Consider the following 22187-nt stretch of genomic DNA (forward strand, 5'->3'; position numbering starts at 1 on the left):
TGGGGCAACCGTGGATGAGAACGCCAAGCTGCGCGACTACCTGACCCGGGTCACCGGTGAGCTGCAGCGCACCCGAAACCGCCTGGCCGAGGTCGAGGACCGGGAAGCCGAGCCGATCGCCGTCGTGGGCGTGGGCTGCCGCTTCCCCGGCGGCGTGCGCACACCCGAGCAGTTCTGGGACCTGCTGGTCACCGGCCGGCACGGGATCACCGAGTTCCCGGTCAACCGGGGCTGGGACGTCGACGGCCTGTTCGATCCCGATCCCGACCACCTGGGCACGAGCTACGTGCGGCTCGGCGGCTTCGTGCACGACGCCGACGAGTTCGACCCGGAGTTCTTCGGCGTCTCGCCGCGCGAGGCCGTGTCGATGGACCCGCAGCAGCGCCTGCTGCTGGAGACCTCGTGGGAGGCGCTGGAGCGGGCGGGGATCGACCCCACGTCGCTCAGGGGTGGCCGCGCCGGGGTGTTCATGGGCACGAACGGCGTGGACTACGCGCGCGACATCGCCAGGGGCGTCGAAGGCGTCGAGGGCTACCTGGGGACCGGCACCGCGGGCAGCGTCCTGTCCGGCCGCATCTCCTACGTGCTGGGGCTGGAGGGCCCGTCGGTCACCGTCGACACGGCGTGCTCGGCGTCGCTGGTGACCCTGCACCTCGCGGTCCGCTCGCTGCGCGCCGGGGAGTCCGACCTGGCGCTGTCCGGCGGCGCCACGGTCATGTCCGACCCCGGCGCGTTCGTCGAGTTCTCCCGCCAGCGCGGGCTGTCGCGCGACGGTCTGGTCAAGGCGTTCGCCGCGGCCTCCGACGGCACCGGCTGGGGCGAGGGCGCGGGTGTGGTCGTGCTCGAGCGGCTGTCCGACGCCCAGCGCAACGGTCACCAGGTCCTCGCCGTCATCCGCGGCACGGCGGTCAACTCCGACGGCGCGTCCAACGGCCTCACCGCGCCCAACGGGCCGTCGCAGCAGCGCGTCATCCGCGCCGCGCTCGCCGACGCCCGCCTGTCCGCGAAGGATGTCGACGCCATCGAGGCGCACGGCACCGGCACCACCCTCGGCGACCCGATCGAGGTGCAGGCGCTGCAGGCCGTCTACGGCCGCGGCCGGGAGGCGGACCGCCCCCTGCACCTCGGCTCGGTCAAGTCGAACATCGGGCACACGCAGGCCGCCGCCGGCGTCGCGAGCGTGATCAAGATGATCCTCGCGCTGCGCCACGGCGTGCTGCCCGCGACGCTGCACGTCGACGCCCCCACCCCGCAGGTCGACTGGTCGTCCGGCACGATCTCGCTGCTCACCGAGAACCGCGCGTGGCCCGCCGACCGCGTCCGCCGTGCGGGCGTGTCGTCGTTCGGCATCAGCGGCACCAACGCCCACGTCGTCCTGGAACAGGCCCCTGAGCCCGCGGAGCTGCCCGACCGCGGACCCGCGCCCGCCGTGATCCCGTGGGTGCTGTCCGGCAGGACCGAGGCCGCCCTGCGGGCGCAGGCCGAGGCGCTGCTGTCGGTCGACGAGGACCCGGCCGACATCGGCTACTCGCTCGCCGCGACGCGGGCGGCAGGGCAGCGCCGCGCCGTCGTCACCGGCACCGACCTCGACTCCCTGCGCGCGGGTCTGCGCGCCGTGGCCGACGGGTCCGGCGCGCTCGGCGTCACCACCGGCGAGGCCGTCGGCGGCCAGCTCGCCGTCATGTTCACCGGACAGGGTTCCCAGCGGCTGGGCATGGGCCGCGAGCTGTACGCGGCGTTCCCGGCCTTCGCCGAGGCCTACGACGAGATCGCGGCACTGCTGCCCGGCATCCGCGACATCGACGACGCCGACGTGCTCAACCAGACGGGCAACGCCCAGCCCGCGCTGTTCGCGCTCGAGGTCGCGCTCTACCGGCTGGTCGAGTCGTGGGGTGTGCGTCCGGACTTCCTGATCGGCCACTCGGTCGGCGAACTGGCCGCGGCGCACGTCGCCGGAGTCTGGTCGCTGCAGGACGCGGCGAAGCTGGTGCACGCCCGCGGCCGGCTCATGCAGGCACTGCCCACCGGCGGCGCCATGGCCGCCATTCAGGCCGCCGAGGAGGAGGTCAGGGCCGCGCTGCGCGACGGCGTCGACATCGCCGCGGTCAACGGTCCCCAGGCGGTCGTGATCTCGGGCGACGCGGACGCCGTGGCCGCGGTGACCGCGGGCTTCGCCGCCTCCGGCCGCAAGACCAAGGCGCTCCAGGTCTCGCACGCGTTCCACTCCTCGCTGATGGACGGCATGCTCGCCGAGTTCGCCGAGGTCGCGCACGGGATCACCTACCAGACCCCGAAGATCGCGCTGGTCTCCAACGTCAGCGGCGAGCTCGCCCGCACCGAGGAGATCTGCGACCCCGGCTACTGGGTCCGGCACGTCCGCGAGGCCGTCCGGTTCGCCGACGGCGTCAGGACCCTGGCCGCGGCCGGTGTCACGCGGTACCTGGAGCTCGGCCCGGACGGCGTGCTGTCCGCCGCCGGCCAGGACAGCGCGGACGGCCGGTTCGTCCCCGCGCTGCGCCGCGACCGCGACGAGGTCACGACGCTGCTCGCGGGCCTCGCCGACCTGCACGTGCACGGCGGCCGGGTCGACTGGGCCGCGTACCTCTCCGGTGCCCGCGTCGTCGACCTGCCCACCTACCCGTTCCAGCGGGACCGCTACTGGCTGCCCGTCACCGCCCCCGCGGGCGACGCGTCGGGGCTCGGCCTCAGCTCCCTCGACCACCCGCTGCTCGGTGCCGCCGTGTCGGTCGCCGACGCCGACGGGTTCCTGTTCACCGGCATCCTGTCCACGAGGACCCACCCGTGGCTGGCCGACCACGTCGTCATGGGCGCGGTGGTCGTGCCCGGCACGGCGCTGGTCGAACTGGCCGTGCGCGCGGCCGACGAGACGGGTCTCACCGGCATCGAGGAGCTCACCCTCCAGGCTCCGCTGGTCCTGCCCGAGGACGGGGGCGTGCACGTCCAGCTGTGGGTGGGCGCGCCGGACGAGGCGGGCCGCCGTCCGCTGACCCTGCACTCGCGTCCCAGCAAAGCCGCCGTCGACGGCGCGTGGACGCTGCACGCCTCCGGTTCGCTGACCACGGCCCGCCAGGACACGCCCTGGGACCTCACCGAGTGGCCGCCGCCCGGCGCCGAGGCCGTCCGGCTGGACGGCCACTACCAGGAGCTCGCCGCACTCGGTCTGGAGTACGGCGACACGTTCCAGGGCCTGCGCGCGGTGTGGACGCGGGGCGAGGACACCTTCGCCGAGGTCGCGCTGCCCGACCGCGCCCGCGACCAGGCGGGCCGGTTCGGCCTGCACCCCGCGCTGCTCGACGCCGCCCTGCACGCCCTCGCGCTCGGCGACGGCCAGGCCCGGCTGCCGTTCGCCTGGGCCGACGTGGCCCTGCACGCCTCCGGTGCCGCCGACCTGAGGGTCCGGCTGTCCCCGGCGGGCACGGACGCGATCACCCTGGAGGTCGCGGACGGCCAGGGCGCGCCCATCGCCACCGTCGGTTCCCTGGCGGTGCGACCGGTGTCGGCCGAGCAGATCCGCACGGCCGCCGACCAGAACGGGCTCTACGAACTCGCCTGGAAGCCGGTCACCGCCCCCGCGGGCGACCCGGTCGGCTGGGTGCGCTGGGAGGACCTGGGCGACGAGGTGCCGCCCGTCGTCGTGCACCGCGCCGGCGGCGAGGACGTCGAGAGCACGCTCGCCGCGACGCTGGACGTGCTCCAGCGGTGGCTGGCCGAGGAGCGGTTCGAGACCGCGAAGCTGGTCGTCCACACCACCGGTGGCGTCTCGACGGGCCCCGACGACACCGGCATCGACCCGGTCGTGGCCGCGGTCTGGGGCCTGGTGCGCTCCGCGCAGTCCGAGCACCCCGACCGCTTCGCGCTGGTCGACGCCGCTGAGATCACCGACGCCGCCATCGCGTCCGACGAGCCGCAACTGGCCGTGCGCGACGGCGAGCTCCTGGTCCCGCGCCTGGTCTCCACCGAGACCACCGGCCGCATGGTCCCGCCCGCGGGCGACTGGCGCCTGGGCATGACGGGCCAGGGCACGGTCGACCACCTGGTGCTGGAGCCGGTGCAGGCGCAGCCGCTCGACCCGACCGGGGTCCGCGTCGCCGTGCGCGCGGCGGGCCTGAACTTCCGGGACGTGCTGAACGTCCTCGGCATGTACCGCGGCGAGGCCGGACTGCTCGTCAGCGAGTTCGCCGGTGTCGTGACCGAGGTCGGCTCGTCCGTGACCGACCTCGCGCCCGGTGACGAGGTGATGGGCCTGGTCGCCGGTGGCGGTGGCCCGTCGGCGGTGGTGGAACGCCAGATGATCACCCGCAAGCCCGCGGGGTGGACGTTCGAGCAGGCCGCGACGGTGCCGTTGGTGTTCCTCACCGCCTACTACGCGTTGTGCGACCTGGGCGAGCTGAAGGCGGGGGAGTCGATCCTGATCCACTCCGCCGCCGGTGGCGTGGGCATGGCCGCGACCCAGCTCGCGCACCACCTGGGTGCCGTCGTGTACGGCACGGCGAGCGAGAGCAAGCAGCACGTGCTGCGGGAGGCGGGCATCGCCGACGAGCACATCGCCTCGTCCCGCACGCTCGACTTCGAGCAGCGGTTCGGCCAGGTCGACGTCGTGCTCAACGCGCTGGCGGGCGACTTCGTGGACGCCTCGCTGAGGACCATGGCGCCGGGAGGCCGGTTCCTCGAGATGGGCAAGGCCGACGTCCGCGACGTGGCCGGCATCCGGCAGGACGTGCGCTACCAGGCGTTCGACCTGAGCGAGGCGGGACCCGAGCGCACGGCGCAGATGTGGACCGCCCTCGTCGAGCTGTTCGACCAGGGCGTGCTCGAGCCCCTCCCGGTGAAGGTGTGGGACGTGCGCCAGGCACGGGCGGCGTTCCGCTTCCTGAGCCAGGCCAAGCACATCGGCAAGGTCGCGCTGTCCATGCCGAGGTCGGCCGATCCGGACAGGACGGTGCTCGTGACCGGCGGCACCGGTGGCCTGGGCGCCGTCGTGGCCAAGCACCTCGTGACCGATCACGGCGTGCGCAGGCTGCTGCTCACCAGCCGCCGCGGACTCGCCGCCCCCGGCGCGCAGGAGCTCGTCGACGAGCTCACCGCGCTGGGCGCCGAGGTGTCGGCCGCGGCCTGCGACGTGGCGGACCGCGACGCGCTGGCCGCACTGCTGGACGGCGTCGCGCTGACCGGCGTGGTGCACGCGGCCGGTGTGCTCGACGACGGCACGATCGACTCGCTGACCCCGCGGCGGGTGGCGGGCGTGCTCGGGCCCAAGGCCCACGCCGCCCGCCACCTGCACGAGCTGACCGCGCACCACGACCTGGCCCTGTTCGTCACCTTCTCCTCGGCCGCCGGTGTGCTCGGCGCGCCGGGACAGGGCAGCTACGCCGCCGCGAACGCCTACCTCGACGCGCTCGCCGAACACCGGCGGGCCCTCGGCCTGCCCGGCCAGTCGATGGCGTGGGGACTGTGGGCCGCCGGCATGGGCGAGGCGCTCGGTGAGGCCGACCTCGCCCGGTTGCGCAACGGCGGTACGCCCGCGCTCACCGTGCCGGAGGGCCTGGCGCTGTTCGACGCCGCGCTCGCGGCCGACGCGCCCGTGGCCGTCCCGGTCAAACTGGACCTGCCCGCGCTGCGCGCCTCGGCACGCGGCACCGCGCTGCCGGCCGTGCTCGGCGGCCTCGTCCGCACGCCGGCCAGGCGCGTCGCGCAGTCCGGTGCCGGGCGGGACTCCTCGCTCGCGCGCCGCCTCGCCTCGCTCACCGAGGCCGAGCAGGACCACGAGCTGCTGGACCTGGTCCGCACCGAGGTCGGGCTGGTGCTCGGCCACGTGACCCCCGGTGGCATCGAGCCCGGCCGCGGGTTCCTGGACCTGGGCTTCGACTCGCTGACCTCTGTCGAGCTGCGCAACCGCCTCAGCTCCGCGACCGGCCTGCGCCTGCCGTCGACGGTGACGTTCGACCACCCCACCCCGGTCGCGCTGGCGGGTTTCCTGCGCGCCGAACTGCTCGGCGAGCTGGGCGTCGCGGGTGCGCCCCAGGTGCGGGCGCAGGTCGCCGCCGCCGACGACCCCATCGCGATCGTCGCCATGAGCTGCCGGTTCCCCGGCGGCGTGCGTTCTCCGGAGGACCTCTGGACGCTGGTGTCCGAGGGCCGCGAGGGGATCTCCCCGTTCCCCGACGACCGCGGGTGGGACCTGGCGGCGCTGTTCGACACCACGCCCGGCAAGCAGGGCGTCTCGAACACGCGGGTCGGGGCCTTCCTGGAGGACGCGGGCGACTTCGACCCGGAGTTCTTCCGGATCTCGCCGCGCGAGGCGCTGGCCATGGACCCGCAGCAGCGGTTGCTGCTGGAGGTCTCCTGGGAGGCGTTCGAACGCGCCGGGCTCAAGCCCGCGGACCTGCGCGGCAGCACGACCGGCGTGTTCGCCGGCGCGATCTACCACGACTACGCCTCGCAGCTGAAGACGATCCCCGACGACGTCGAGGGGTTCCTCGGCACCGGCACCTCGGGCTCGATGATGTCCGGGCGGATCGCCTACACCTTCGGCTTCGAGGGTCCGGCCGTGTCCGTCGACACCGCCTGCTCGTCGTCGCTGGTGGCGTTGCACATGGCCGCCCACTCGCTGCGTTCCGGTGAGTGCGAGCTGGCCCTCGCCGGTGGTGTGACCGTGATGTCCACGCCCGGCCCGTTCATCGACTTCAGCAAGCAGCAGGCCATGGCGCTCGACGGCCGCTGCAAGGCCTTCGCCGACGGCGCCGACGGCGTCAGCTGGGGCGAGGGCGTCGGCATGGTGCTGCTGGAGCGGTTGTCCGACGCGCGGCGCAACGGCCACCCGGTGCTCGCGCTGCTCAAGGGTTCCGCGGTGAACCAGGACGGCGCGTCCAGCGGCTTGACCGCCCCGAACGGGCCTTCGCAGCAGCGGGTGATCCGGCAGGCGCTGGCCAACGCCGGTCTGTCCACTTCGGACGTCGACGCGGTGGAGGCGCACGGGACGGGCACCCGGCTCGGCGACCCCATCGAGGCGCAGGCACTGCTCGCGACCTACGGCCAGGACCGGCAGCAGCCGTTGTGGCTGGGGTCGGTGAAGTCGAACATCGGCCACACCCAGGCCGCCGCGGGCATCGCCGGTGTCATCAAGATGGTGCAGGCCATGCACAAGGGCGTGCTGCCGCGCACCCTCCACATCGACTCGCCGTCCGGCCAGGTCGACTGGGACCGGGGCTCGATCCGCCTGCTCACCGAACAGGTCGACTGGCCGGAGACCGGTGCGCCGCGCCGTGCGAGCGTGTCGTCGTTCGGCTTCAGCGGGACCAACGCGCACGTCGTGCTCGAGCACGTCCCGGCACCCGCCGCGGCCGAGACGCGGAGCACCCCGCCCGCGGTCGTGCCGCTGGTGCTGTCCGCCCGGTCCGAGGAGGCCCTGCGCGACCAGGCGGGCCGCCTCGCCGCGGACACGGGCTCGAAGTCCTTGCTGGACCTCGGTTTCTCGCTGGCGACGACCCGCCAGTCGCACGAACGGCGTGCCGTCGTGATCGGCACCGACCGCGAGAGCGCGCTCGCCGCGCTGTCGGCGTTCGCCACCACCGGCCAGGCCGCCGGCGTGGTCACCGGTCTGGCCGCTCCCGGCAGGCTGGCGTTCCTGTTCGCCGGTCAGGGCACCCAGCGGCTGGGCATGGGTTCCGGGCTGTACGAGGAGTTCCCGGTCTTCACCCGGGCCTACGACGAGGTCTGCGAACTCCTGCCCGGCGTCAAGGACATCACCGACGCCGACGTGCTCGCCCAGACGAGCAACGCGCAGCCCGCGATCTTCGCGCTGGAAGTGGCGTTGTTCCGCCTGGTGAGCTCGTGGGGCGTCACGCCGGACTTCCTCGCGGGACACTCGATCGGTGAGATCGCGGCGGCACACGCCGCCGGTGTCCTGTCGCTGGAGGACGCGGCCAAGCTGGTCTCCGCGCGAGGCCGTCTCATGCAGGCGTTGCCCGACGGTGGCGCGATGGTCGCCGTCGAGGCGACGGAAGAAGAAGTCGCGGAGTTCCTGTCTCCCAAGGTGTCCCTCGCCGCGGTGAACGGCCCGAACGCCGTGGTGCTGTCCGGTGCCGCCTCGCCCACCCTCAAGGCCGCCAAGAAGTTCGAGAAGCTCGGCCGCCGCATCAAGCGGCTGGCGGTCTCGCACGCGTTCCACTCGGTGCTCATGGAGCCGATGCTCGACGAGTTCCGCGCGGTGGCGGAGTCGATCGAGTACCGCGAACCGAAGGTGCCGATCGTGTCCACCGTGACCGGTGCGCTGGTGGAACCGGGCACGCTGACGTCGCCGGAGTACTGGGTCGAGCACGTGCGCAAGCCGGTGCGGTTCGCCGACGGCCTGACCGCGCTCGCCGCCCTGGACGTCACCCGGTTCCTGGAGATCGGCCCCGACGCGGCCCTGTCCGGGCTCGGGCAGGGCACCGTGGAGGCGGCGTTCGTCCCGTCCCTGCGCAAGGACCGCGACGAGACGACCTCGCTGGTCACCGCACTGGGCACGCTGTACAGCCACGGCGAGGAGATCGGCTGGCGGGAGTACTTCGCCGGCAGTGCCGCGGCGGTCGTCGACCTGCCCACCTACCCGTTCCGGCGGCAGCGGTTCTGGCTGCACTCCACGCCGGGCGCGGGAGACGCCCCGAGCCTCGGTCTCGGCGCGCTGGACCACCCGCTGCTGGGCGCCTCCGTGGCACTCCCGGACAACGGGGGACTCGTGCTCACGGGCCGGCTGTCGCTCGACGCGCAGCCGTGGCTCGCCGGGCACAAGGTCATGGGCGCGGTCCTGCTCCCCGGCACCGCGTTCGCCGAACTGGCCGTCCGGGCGGGCGACGAGGTCGGCTGCGGCACGGTCGAGGAACTCGTCCTCCAGACGCCACTGCTGCTCGGCAGCGCGGCGGTGCAGCTCCGGGTCTCCGTCTCGGACTCCGAAGTGGACGGTCGCCGCACGGTGACGGTCCACTCGCGTCCCGAGGCGGCCGACACCGACGACGAGTGGACCCTGCACGCCACCGGCACGCTCGCCCGCGGTGAGCAGCCGGGCGAACCGGAGACCGTGTGGCCGCCGGAGAACGCCGCACCGGTCGACCTCGACGGCTTCTACGCGACCCTCACCGAGGCCGGACTCGACTACGGCGGGGTGTTCCGCGGCCTGCGCGCCGCCTGGAGCCGGGGCGAGGAGACGTTCGCCGAGGTCGAACTGCCCGAGGACACCGACGTCAGCCGGTTCGGCCTGCACCCGGCCCTGCTGGACGCCGCGCTGCACGCCGTCGGGCTGTCCGGTGGCGGGGCCAGGTTGCCGTTCTCGCTGGCCGGCCTGACGCTGCACGCGGCTGGTGCGACCGCTTTGCGGGTCCGGCTCGCCCCGGCGGGCTCGGGCGCGCTGTCGCTGCGGGTCGCCGACGTCACCGGCGCCCCCGTGCTCTCGGTCGCCCGGCTCGCGCTGCGGGAGATCAGCGAGGAGCAGCTCCGATCGGCCGACCAGGCGGAACGGGACGCCCTCTTCACGATCGACTGGGTGCCGGTCGCACCCGGTACGGCGGCGGACGCGTTCGTCGACCACGTCGTCGCCGACGGCGCGGTGGCAGACCTGACCGCCGAGGTCCTGGAGCTGCTGAAGTCGTGGCTGGCGGAGGACCGCGAGGCGAAGCTGGTCGTGCGCACGACCCCGGGCGTTCCCGCGCACGCCGCGGTGAGCGGTCTGGTGCGCAGCGCGCAGGCCGAGCACCCCGACCGGTTCGTGCTGGTGCACGGCGACGGTGACGTCGCCGCCGCAGTGGGCACGGGCGAGCCGGAGGTCCTGCTCGCCGACGGCGAGCTGAGGGCCCCGCGCCTGGTCCGCGCCAAGGCGACCGGCCGCGACGACTGGTCGCTCGACGGCACGGTCCTCGTCACCGGCGGTACCGGAGGCCTCGGCGCGCTGGTCGCCCGTCGCCTCGTCGAACGCCACGGCGTCCGGAACCTGCTGCTGGTCAGCCGTTCCGGTGGCGACAGCCCCGGCGCACCCGCGCTGGTGCGGGAGCTGACCGACCTCGGCGCGGAGGTGACGGTCGCCGCGTGCGACGTCTCCGACCGCGGCCAGGTCGAGACCGCGCTCGCCCTCGTCCCCGCCGACCGGCCGTTGCGCGGTGTCGTGCACGCGGCCGGTGTCCTGGACGACGGCGTGCTCGACGCGATGACGCGGGAACGCGTCGAAGCCGTGCTGCGCCCCAAGGCCGAGGCCGCCCGGCACCTGCACGACCTGACCACCGGCCTCGACCTGTTCGTCACGTTCTCGTCGATCGCGGGCACGCTCGGCGCGCCCGGCCAGGCCAACTACGCGGCGGCGAACGGCTACCTCGACGGGCTGGCGGCCCACCGCCGCGCGCAGGGCCTGCCGGCGACGTCGATCGCCTACGGCCTGTGGGACGAGGGCATGGGCCACGGCCAGGCGGCCGGTGCCGCGGGCTTCGCGGCCCTGTCGGCCGAGGACGGCCTGGCGCTGTTCGACCTCGCCGCGCTGGGCGACGACGCGAACCCGGTCGCGCTGCGGCTCGACGTCGCCGCGGCCAGGGAGAGCGCGAAGGCCACCGGTGTGGTCCCGCACGTGCTGCGGAACCTGGTCAGGGTCCGCCCGCGCCGCACCGCGCGAGCGGAGGAAGGCACCGGCCTGCGCCAGCGGCTGGGCGCGCTTCCCCCGGCCGAGCGGCTGCGTCAGCTGCTCGAACTGATCCGCACCGAGGTCGCGCTCGTGCTGGGCCACACCAGCCCGGACGCGGTCGAGACCGACCGCGCGTTCGGCGACCTGGGCTTCGACTCGCTCACCGCCGTTGAGCTCCGCAACCGCCTCGACGTGGCCACGGGACTGCGGCTGCCCGCCACGCTCACGTTCGACTACCCGACGCCGCTCGCGCTGGCCGAGTTCGTCCAGGCCGAGTTCGTCGACGAGCTGGCCGGCCCGGTGACGCCCGAGTTCACCTCCGTGGCACTGGGCGACGACCCGATCGCCATCGTCGGCATGGCCTGCCGCTACCCCGGCGGCATCGCCTCGCCCGACGACCTGTGGGACCTGGTCACCCACGGCCGCGACGGGGTCACCCGCTTCCCCGAGGACCGCGGGTGGGACGTCGAGGGCATCTACCACCCCGACCCCGACGCGCAGGGCAAGACCTACACGCGCGAGGGCGGGTTCCTGCACGACGCCGGCGACTTCGACCCGGAGTTCTTCGGCATCTCGCCGCGCGAGGCGCTGGCGATGGACCCGCAGCAGCGGTTGCTGCTCGAGGTCTCGTGGGAGGCGCTGGAGCACGCGCGGATCGACCCGTCCGGGCTCAAGGGCTCGCGGACCGGCGTGTTCGCCGGGTTGATGTACCACGACTACGGCGCGCGCCTCGGCGTGCTGCCCGACGGCGTCGAGGGTTTCATCGGCACCGGCACGTCCGGCAGCGTGCTGTCCGGGCGCGTGGCCTACACCCTCGGGCTGGAGGGCCCGGCCGTCACGGTCGACACGGCGTGCTCGTCCTCGCTGGTCGCCATGCACTGGGCGATGCAGGCACTGCGCTCGGGTGAGTGCTCGATGGCGTTGGCCGGTGGTGTCACCGTCATGGCCTCGCCGGACACGTTCATCGGCTTCTCCCGCCAGCGCGGTCTCGCGGTCGACGGCAGGTGCAAGTCCTTCTCGGTCGACGCCGACGGCACCGGCTGGTCGGAGGGCGTCGGCGTCCTGGTGCTGGAGCGGTTGTCCGACGCCCGGCGCCACGGTCACCGGGTCCTGGCCGTGGTCAAGGGTTCCGCGGTGAACCAGGACGGCGCGTCGAACGGCCTGACCGCCCCGAACGGGCCTTCGCAGCAGCGGGTCATCCGGCAGGCGCTGGCCAGTGCGGGCATTGCCTCGTCCACTGTGGACGTCGTCGAGGCGCACGGCACCGGCACCCCGCTGGGCGACCCGATCGAGGCCCAGGCGCTGCTCGCCACCTACGGCCAGGAGCGCGAGGAGGAGCCGCTCTACCTCGGCTCAATCAAGTCGAACATCGGCCACACCCAGGCCTCGGCCGGTGTGGCGGGCGTGATCAAGATGGTGCAGGCGCTGCGCCACGGCGTGCTTCCCGCGACGCTGCACCTGAACGAGCCGACCCCGCACGTCGACTGGGCATCCGGTGACGTCAGCCTGCTCACCGAGCAGCGCGCCTGGCCCGACGTCGACCGGCCGCGTCGCGCCGCCGTGTCGTCCTTCGGCATCAGCGGCACCAACGCACACGTGATCCTGGAGCAGGTGCGGGACGAGCCCGTCGCGCCGCGCGAGGACGTCGAGCTCCCCGTCGTGCCGTGGGTGGTCTCCGGCCGCACCGAGCAGGCACTGCACGAGCAGGCGGCCCGCTTGCTGGCGGTCGACGGCCTGCACGCCGACCTCGGGCTTTCCCTTGCCACCACGCGCACCTCGCACGACCACCGGGCTGTCGTGGTCGGTTCCACCGCGGAGGAGCTGCGCGCCGGTCTGACCGCGCTCTCGTCCGGCGGGACCACGGCGTCGGTCACGACCGGCCGGGTCCTCTCCGGACGGACGGCCGTGCTGTTCACCGGCCAGGGCTCGCAGCGACCCGGCATGGGTTCCGGGCTGTACGAGGCCTTCCCGGTCTTCGCCCGGGCCTACGACGAGGTCTGCGCACTCCTGCCCGGCATCAGGGACATCTCCGACGCCGACGTGCTCGCTCGGACGAGCAACGCGCAGCCGGCGATCTTCGCGCTGGAAGTGGCGTTGTTCCGCCTGGTGAGTTCGTGGGGCGTCACGCCGGACTTCGTTGCCGGGCATTCGATCGGTGAGATCGCGGCGGCGCACGTCGCCGGTGTCCTGTCGCTGGAGGACGCGGCGAAGCTGGTGTCGGCGCGGGGCCGGCTGATGCAGGCGCTGCCCGAGGGCGGCGCGATGGTCGCCGTCCAGGCGACCGAGGCCGAGGTCCAGGAGTTCCTGTCGCCCGAGGTGTCCCTGGCCGCGGTCAACGGCCCGAACGCCGTGGTGCTCTCCGGTGCCGCCTCGCCGACCCTCGAGGTCGCCGCGAGGTTCGAGGAGCTCGGCCGCCGCACCAAGCGGCTGGCGGTCTCACACGCCTTCCACTCGGCGCTCATGGAGCCCATGCTCGCCGAGTTCGGCGAGGTCGCGCGATCGCTGACCTACACGGCGCCGTCGATCCCGGTCGTCTCCACGGTCACCGGGGAGCTCGTCACCGACCGGCTGACCGATTCCGGCCACTGGGTCGAGCACGTCCGGGCGACCGTGCGCTTCGCCGACGCCGTCTCCTGGCTGGGGGACAAGGGCGTCACGCGGTTCCTCGAGGTCGGCCCGGACGGCGTGCTGTCGGCGATGGGTGCCGACAGCGCCGACGGCCTCTTCACCTCGTTCCTGCGCAAGGACCGCGACGAGGCTACGTCCGCGCTGACCGGACTCGCCGCCTCGTACACGAGCGGGGAGCAGGTCGACTGGTCCGCGGTGTTCGCCGGGACCGGCGCACGGGTCGTCGACCTGCCGACCTCGGCGTTCCAGCACCAGAGGTTCTGGCTCGCCTCGTCCGGCGCGGGCGCGGACGTCTCGTCCGTCGGTCTCGTGCCCACCGAGCACCCGCTGCTCGGTGCCGCCGTGCCGTTCGCCGACGGTGACGGCTGGGCGCTCACCGGCAGGCTGTCCCTGGCCACGCACCCGTGGCTCGCGGACCACGCCGCGCTGGGCACCGTGCTCCTGCCCGGGACCGGGCTCCTGGAACTGGTCGTGCGCGCCGGCGAGGAAGCCGGCTGTGCCGCGGTCGAGGAGCTGACGGTGCAGGCGCCGCTGCTGCTGCCGGCGTCCGGTTCGCTGGACGTCCAGGTGCTCGTCGGCGCGGCCGACGGCGCCGGGCGGCGACCGGTGTCGGTGCACACCCGCGGGGCGCACGGATCGTGGACCGAGCACGCGGCGGGCACGTTGTCGCCCGCGACGTCCGCGCCGGCGTTCGACCTGGCGGCCTGGCCGCCCGCGGGCGAGGCGGTGGAGCTCGACGGGCTCTACGAGGACTTCGAGGCCGCCGGGCTGAGCTACGGGCCGGTCTTCCAGGGCCTGCGGGCCGCCTGGCGCGCCGGCGACGACGTCTGGGCCGAGGTCGCGCTGCCCGAGTCGGAGCACGACCAGGCCGGCCGGTTCGGCCTGCACCCCGCGCTGCTCGACGCGGCGCTGCACACGATCGGGCTGATCGCGGGGGAGGGGACTCGCCTGCCGTTCTCGTTCGGCTCGGTGACCCTGCACGCGACCGGCGCGACCACCCTGCGCGTCCGGGTCACCTCGACCGGCGCCGACCGGGTCTCGGTGCTCGTCGCCGACAGCACCGGCGTGCCCGTCGCCACGATCGGCTCCCTGGTCGTCCGCGCCGCCTCCGCGGAGCAGCTGCGCACGACCGACGAGCCGCTGTACGAGCTGACGTGGGTTCCCGTGCCCGCACAGGAGACCCCGGTCGAGCACCTGCCGTTGCGGGAGGTCGGCGACGACGTTCCCGCGGCGCTGGTCCTGGACGTCCCCGCGGGCGACTACCGGGACGTGCTGCACAGCACCCTGACGGAGATCCAGGGTTTCCTCGCCGAGGAGCGGTTCTCCGACGCACGGCTGGTCGTCGTGACCGACGACTCGCTGGCCGGTGCGGCGGTGCGCGGCCTGGTCCGCAGCGCGGAGTCCGAGAACCCCGGCCGGTTCGTCATCGTCGAAGGCGACGACGTCGACGCGGCGCTGGCGACCGGCGAACCGCAGGTTCGCGTCCACAAGGGACAGACGCTGGCACCCCGGCTCGTCCGGGCACGTACCGCAGAGCCGGCCGCGTGGGGCGAGGGCACCGTCCTCGTGACCGGTGGCACGGGCGGGATCGGCGCCGCCGTCGCCCGGCACCTCGCGCGGGTGCACGGCGTCACGAAGCTGGTGCTGACCAGCCGTCGTGGCCTCGAAGCGCCCGGAGCGGCCGACCTCGCCGCGGAACTGGGCGCGCGGGTCGAGGCGTGCGACGTCGCGGACGGGGATGCCCTGGCAGCGTTGCTGGACTCGATCCCCGACCTGACCGGGGTCGTGCACGCCGCCGGTGTGCTCGACGACGGCGTGGTCACGGCTTTGACGCCGGACCGGGTCGACACCGTGCTGCGTCCCAAGGCCGACGCGGCCGTGACGCTGCACGAGCTGACGCGGGATCGTCCGCTGAGCCAGTTCGTCCTGCTCTCCTCGGTCTCCGGCATCCTCGGCGGTCCCGGGCAGGCGAACTACGCCGCGGCGAACGCGGTCCTCGACGCACTGGCCGGGCAGCGGGTCGCCGCGGGGCTGCCCGCCCGGTCCCTGGCCTACGGCCTGTGGGCCGACGGAATGGGCGACGGGTCCGACGTGGACCGGTTGGGCCGTGACGGTTTCGGCGCACTGTCCGAAGAGGAGGGTCTGGCGCTGTTCGACTCCGCGCTCGCGGCGGAGACGGCGGTGCCGGTGCCGGTGAAGCTGGACCTCGCGACGTTGCAGGTGCACGCCCGCACGTCGCCGATCCCGGCCGTGCTGCGCGGCCTGGTCCGGGTGCCGCGCCTGCGCAGCGCCGTGAACGCCCAGGCGGTGTCGGCGCTGCTGGAAACGCTGTCGAGGCTCTCCGCGGCCGACCAGCAGGCGCACGTGACGGACCTCGTCCGGGTGCGCGTCGCCGAGGTGCTGGGCCACAGCGGCACGGCCGCGGTGGAGGTGGGGCGCGCGTTCACCGAGCTGGGCTTCGACTCGCTCACGGCGGTCGAGCTGCGCAACCGGCTCGGCGAGGCCACCGGCCTGCGCCTGCCGGCGACGCTGATCTTCGACTACCCGACGCCCCGGGCGCTGGCCGACTACGTCCGCACCGAGCTCCTGGGCGCGACGGAGACCGCCGCGGTGGTGCCGGTGCGGTCCGCCGCCCCGGACGAGCCGATCGCGATCATCGCGATGAGCTGCCGCTACCCCGGAGGCGTCCGCTCGCCGGAGGACCTCTGGCGGTTGGTCGCGGAGGGCACCGACGCCATCACGCCGTTCCCCGCCGACCGCGGCTGGGACCTCGACGGCCTGTACCACCCGGACCCCGACCACACCGGGACGAGCTACGCCCGCGAGGGCGGGTTCCTGCTCGACGCGGCGGACTTCGACGCCGAGTTCTTCGGCATCTCGCCGCGCGAGGCGATGACCGTCGACCCGCAGCAGCGCCTGCTGCTCGAGACCGCGCAGGAGGCCTTCGAGCGCGCCGGGATCGACCCGGCGACGCTCAAGGGCAGCCCCACCGGTGTGTTCGCCGGCGTGATGTACAACGACTACGCCTCCCGCCTGACGAGCACTCCCGACGGGTTCGAGGGCCTGCTCGGCACCGGCAGCGCGAACAGCGTGCTGTCCGGCCGCGTGTCCTACACCTTCGGGCTGGAGGGGCCCGCCGTCTCGGTCGACACGGCGTGCTCGTCGTCGCTGGTCGCACTGCACCTCGCGGCACAGGCCCTGCGGTCGGGCGACTGCGACCTGGCGCTGGCGGGCGGTGCGACGGTGATGGCCACGCCGAACCCGTTCATCGAGTTCTCGCGGCAGCGCGGTCTGGCCGCCGACGGCCGGTGCAAGCCGTTCGCCGCGGCGGCGGACGGCACCGGCTGGTCGGAGGGCGCGGGCTTCCTGCTCCTGGAGCGGTTGTCCGACGCCCAGCGCCACGGTCACCGCGTCCTCGCGGTGGTCCGGGGTTCCGCGGTGAACCAGGACGGCGCGTCGAACGGCCTCACCGCGCCGAACGGCCCGTCCCAGGTCCGGGTGATCCGCCAGGCCCTCGCCGCCGCCCAACTGTCCACTTCGGACGTGGACGCGGTCGAGGCGCACGGCACCGGCACCGCGCTGGGCGATCCGATCGAGGCGCAGGCGCTGCTGGCCACCTACGGCCAGGACCGGGACGTGCCGCTGGTGCTCGGCTCGGTGAAGTCCAACATCGGCCACACCCAGGCCGCGGCCGGCGTCGCCGGGATCATCAAGATGGTCGAGGCGATGCGGCACGGCGTCGTCCCGGCGAGCCTGCACATCGACTCGCCGTCCCCGCACGTGGACTGGGCCGGGGGTGCGGTCGAACTGGCGACCGAGGCCCGGCTGTGGGTGAAGCGCGACCGTCCGCGCCGGGCGGCTGTCTCGGCGTTCGGCATCAGCGGCACCAACGCCCACGTGATCCTCGAACAGGGACCGGACGTCCCGGTGGCCCCGCGCGAGGTCAGGACGCCGGCGCTGCTGCCGTACGTCCTCTCCGGACGGACCGAGAACGCGCTGCGCGAGCAGGCGGCGCGTCTGCTCAACGCGGAGCTCGCCGAACCGGTGGACGTCGCGTACTCCTTGGTCACCACGCGTGCCGCGCACGAGCGCAGCGCGGTCGTGACCGGCAGCCCCGCCGACGTGCGCGCCGGGCTCGCCGCCCTGGCGGACGGTGTGACGGCGGCGAACGTGACGACCGGCCGTGCCGTCCCGGGCAAGCTCGCCGTGCTGTTCACGGGTCAGGGTTCCCAGCGGCTGGGCATGGGACGTGAGCTGCACGCGGCGTTCCCCGTGTTCGCCGAGGCCTACGACGAGATCGCGGCGCTGCTGCCGGGGATCCGGGACATCGCCGACGCGGCGGTCCTGAACCGCACGGGCACCGCGCAACCGGCGCTGTTCGCGCTGGAGGTCGCGCTGTACCGGCTGGTCGAGTCGTGGGGTGTGCGGCCGGACTTCCTGGCCGGGCACTCCATCGGTGAGCTGAGCGCGGCGCACGTCGCCGGGGTGCTGTCCCTGCGGGACGCGGTCACGCTGGTCGAGGCGCGCGGGCGGCTGATGCAGGCACTGCCCGCCGGAGGCGCGATGGTGGCCGTCGAGGCCACCGAGGACGAGGTGCGCGAGCACCTCACCGCCGAGGTGGGCCTGGCCGCCGTCAACGGCCCGTCCGCCGTCGTGCTGTCCGGTGCGGAGGCCCCGACGCTGGCCGTGGCCGAGGTGTTCCGCGCACGCGGCCGCCGGACCAGGCGGCTGGAGGTCTCGCACGCCTTCCACTCGGCGTTGATGGAACCGATGCTCGCCGAGTTCGCCGAAGTCGCGCGGTCGCTCGACTACCGGGAGCCCGTGCTGCCGGTGGTGTCGAACGTGACCGGCGAGCTCGCGACCGAGCTGACCGACCCGGAGTACTGGGTCCGGCACGTCCGCGACACCGTCCGGTTCGCCGACGGGATGCGCGCGCTGGAGGCCGCGGGCGTCACCAAGTTCGCCGAGCTGGGTCCGGACGGCGTGCTGTCCGCGATGGGGCACGGTTGTGTGGGCGACGGCGCGGTGTTCGTCCCGTTGCTGCGCAAGGACCGCGGCGAGCCGCAGTCCGCGACGAGCGCCTTCAGCCGTCTGGTGGCGGCGGGCGTGGCCGTGGACTGGGAGGCGTTCTTCGCCGGTACCGGAGCGCGGCGCACCGAGCTCCCGACCTACGCGTTCCAGCGCGAGCGCTACTGGCTCGAGAGCGGTCAGGCGACCGGTGACGCCGCCGGGCTCGGACTGTCGACGACCGAGCACCCGTTGCTCGGCGCGACCGCGACGACGCCGAACGGGGACGGGCTGATCTGCTTCGGCAGGCTGTCGCGCTCCACCCAGCCGTGGCTCCTGGACCACACCGTGCTCGGCACCGTGCTGGTCCCCGGCGCGGCCCTGGTCGAGATGGCCGTCCGCGCGGGCGACGAGCTCGGCTGCGCGAGGGTGGCCGAACTGACCCTCGCGGCGCCCATGGTGCTGCCCGACCACGGCGGGCTGGCCGTGCAGGTCGTGGTCGGCGCCGCGGCCGCGGACGGCGGGCGCGAGGTCGCGGTGTACTCGAGGCAGGCCGACGCCTCCGTCGGGGAACCGTGGACGCAGCACGCGGCAGGCGTGCTCATGCCCGACGAGGAACCCCTCCCGGCGGCGGCCGGCGCATGGCCGCCCGCAGGAGCGGAGGTCCTCGACCTGGAGGGCCTCTACGCCGACCTGGCGGCCACGGGCCTGGGCTACGGCCCCGTGTTCCAGGGCGTCACCTCCGCCTGGCTGCACGACGAGCAGATCTTCGCCGACGTGGTGCTGCCGGAGGCGGCGCACGGGGACGTGGCGCGGTTCGGCATCCACCCGGCGATGCTCGACGCGGCCCTGCACCCGATCGGGCTGCTCGGGTTCGCCGGTGACACGACCGCGCTCCTGCCGTTCCTGTGGCGCGACGTCTCGCTGCACGCCACGAACGCGACCGCCGTGCGCGTGACGGTGACCCCGACCGACGCCAACACGGTCCGGCTGGAGCTCACCGACACCGCGGGTGCACCGGTGCTCACCGTCGGATCCCTGGTGCTGCGCGAGGTCTCGGCCGAGCAGCTCGACACCAGTCCGTCCACTTCGGACAGTCTGTTCCGGACGGAGTGGGTCCCGGTGGCGGGCGGCGTCGACCCGGTCGCCTGGTCGTACCTCGACGAGGCCGGTGACACCGCGCCGCCGGTGGCGGTGCTCAGGGTGGGGGCGCCCGAACAGCCGGTCCCGCAGGCCGTGCACGCCGTGCTGGTGAGCACCCTCGCCACCGTCCAGGACTGGCTGGCGGACGAGCGCAACGCGGACGGCAGGCTCGTCGTGCTCACCCGCGACGCGGTGCGGGCACGCCGTTCCGACGCCGTCGACCCGGTCACGGCCTCGCTCTGGGGCCTCGTCCGCAGTGCCCAGGCGGAGAACCCGGGCCGGCTGGTGCTGCTCGACGCCTCCGGGGACGACGTGGACCTGGCGCTCGCGAACCTCGGCGAGGAGACGCAACTGGCGGTGCGCGACGGCGTCGTGCACGCCTGCCGGTTGCTGCCCGCGAGCAGTGCGCCGGAACTGGTGCCCCCGCCTGGCGAGGACACCTGGCGGGTGGACTCCCCGGGAGGAGCGGACCCGGACCGCTTCACGCTCCAACCCTTCCCGGAGGCCGCCGCGCTCCTGGCCGCACACGAGGTGCGGATCGGCGTCCGCGCCGCGGGAGCGAGTTCCCAGGACGTGCTCACCGCCCCGGGCGGCCGCTCCGGTGACGCCGGGCTGTTCGGCCGCGAAGTCGCGGGCGTCGTGCTGGAGCTGGGGGAGGGCGTCACGGACCTCCGCGTCGGCGATCCGGTGATGGGCCTGGTGTCCGGCGGTGTCGGGCCGGTCGTCCGCGCCGAGCGCGCGCTCGTCACCAAGGTGCCCCACCAGTGGACGTTCGAGCAGGCGGCCTCCGTGCCGCTGGCGTTCCTGACCGCCTGGTACGCGCTCAAGGACCTGGCGGGGGTGTCCACCGGGGAGTCGGTGCTCATCCACGCCGCGGCCGGCGACGTGGGCATGGCCGCCACCCAGATCGCCCGCCACCTCGGTGCGGAGGTCTACGGCACGGCCGGTGACGACGAGCGGGACGTCCTGCGGGTGGCGGGCATGCCCGACAGCCGCATCGCCTCCTCGCGCACCCCCGGCTTCGCGGAGGAGTTCCTGGCCTCCACCCACGGCCGCGGTGTCGACGTCGTCCTCGGCGGTCTGCCGGGCGAGTTCACCGACGCGTCGATGCGGCTGTTGCCGCGCGGTGGGCGGTTCGTGGAAATGGGGAACGGCGATCTTCGCCAAATCAGCGATTTCGCAGGGCAGTATCCAGGTGTGACTTACCGGGCGCTCGATCTGGACGACGCGGGCGCCGACCGGATCGCGACGATGTGGGAGGAGCTGATCACGATGTTCGAGTCGGGTGCGCTCACCCCGCTGCCGGTCCGCTCCTGGGACGTCCGCGAGGCTCCCGAGGCGCTCCGCCACCTCTCCGAGGCCCGGCACACCGGCAAGGTCGTCCTGACCGTGCCGCGGGCACTGGACGTGCGCGGCACGGTCCTCGTGACCGGCGGTACCGGTGGTCTCGGCGCCGTCGTGGCCCGGCACCTCGTCACCACCCGCGGCGTGCGGGACCTCGTTCTCGTGGGCCGGCGCGGTGTGAACGCGCCGGGTGCGCGGGAACTGGCCGCCGAACTGACCGGGCTGGGCGCCGAGGTCCGCGTCGCCGCGTGCGACGTGGCCGACCGGTCCGCCCTGCAGGACCTGCTGGAGAGCATCCCGGTGCTCACCGGTGTCGTGCACGCCGCCGGCGTGCTCGACGACGGCGTGTTCACCTCGCTCACCCCGCAGCGGCTCGAGAAGGTGCTGCGCCCCAAGGTGGACGCGGCCTGGAACCTGCACGAGCTCACGCGAGGACGAGACCTGGCGATGTTCGTCCTGTTCTCCTCGGCCGCGGGCGTCCTGGGCGCACCGGGCCAGGCGAACTACGCCGCGGCGAACACGTTCCTCGACGCACTCGCGGAACACCGGCGCTCGCTGGGTCTGCCCGCCTCGTCCCTCGCCTACGGTCTCTGGGCCGACGGCATGGGCGAGGCGACGGACGGCGGCCGGATGGCACGCGACGGCGTCGGTGCGCTCACCCCGGACGAGGGGCTGGCGCTCTTCGACCTGGCGACGTCCATGGCGGCACCGGTGACGGTGCCGGTGAAGCTGGATCTGGCCGGGCTGAGGGCGCACGCCCAGACCTCTTCCGTGCCACCGCTGCTGCGGGCGCTCGTGCCGCCGCAGCGGGCCCGCCGGTCGGCCTCGGCCGACGCCGCGGGACAGGCGGAGGAGCTGAAGCGGCGGCTGACCGGTCTGTCCCAGGCCGACGCCCGGCAGGCACTGCTCGACGTGGTGCGCACGCAGGCGGCGGCGGTGCTCGGTCACTCCGGACCGGGCGTGGTCGAGCCCGACCGGGCGTTCACCGACCTGGGCTTCGACTCGCTGACCGCGGTCGAGCTGCGCAACCGGCTCGGCGAGGCCACCGGCCTGCGCCTGCCGGCGACGCTGATCTTCGACTACCCGACTCCGGACGCCATGTCGGAGTTCCTCCAGGCGGAGGTGGTCCCCGCGGCCGCCGCCGAGTCGTCCGGTGTGGACGGTGAGATCGGCCGGCTGGAGACGGCGCTGTCGGCGCTGGACCCGGCGACCACCGACGGGGCACGCGTGGAAACGAGGCTGCGCCAGCTGGTCGCGCTGTGGCGGGACAAGACCGGCGCGGGCTCGGACGACCGGGCGGACCTCGAATCGGCCACTTTGGACGACATGTTCTCCCTGCTCGACAACGAACTCTGACCCACTTCCACCTTTTGCGTTGGTGGCAGCGTCCGCACTGGACGCTGCC

1 protein-coding gene is annotated in these 22187 nt (G+C 74.2%); it reads left to right on the forward strand.

Annotated elements, in window-relative coordinates; all coding sequences use genetic code 11:
• The first annotated feature begins 10 nt into the window (after nucleotides 1-10).
• On the forward strand, nucleotides 11-22138 hold the full coding sequence (locus ND450_RS06190) for an SDR family NAD(P)-dependent oxidoreductase (RefSeq protein ID WP_371927670.1): 22128 nt from the start codon (nucleotides 11-13) through the stop codon (nucleotides 22136-22138).
• Nucleotides 22139-22187: the final 49 nt, after the last annotated feature.

Origin of the sequence: Lentzea sp. HUAS12 (assembly GCF_024125735.1) — a bacterium.
GTDB lineage: Bacteria > Actinomycetota > Actinomycetes > Mycobacteriales > Pseudonocardiaceae > Lentzea > Lentzea albida.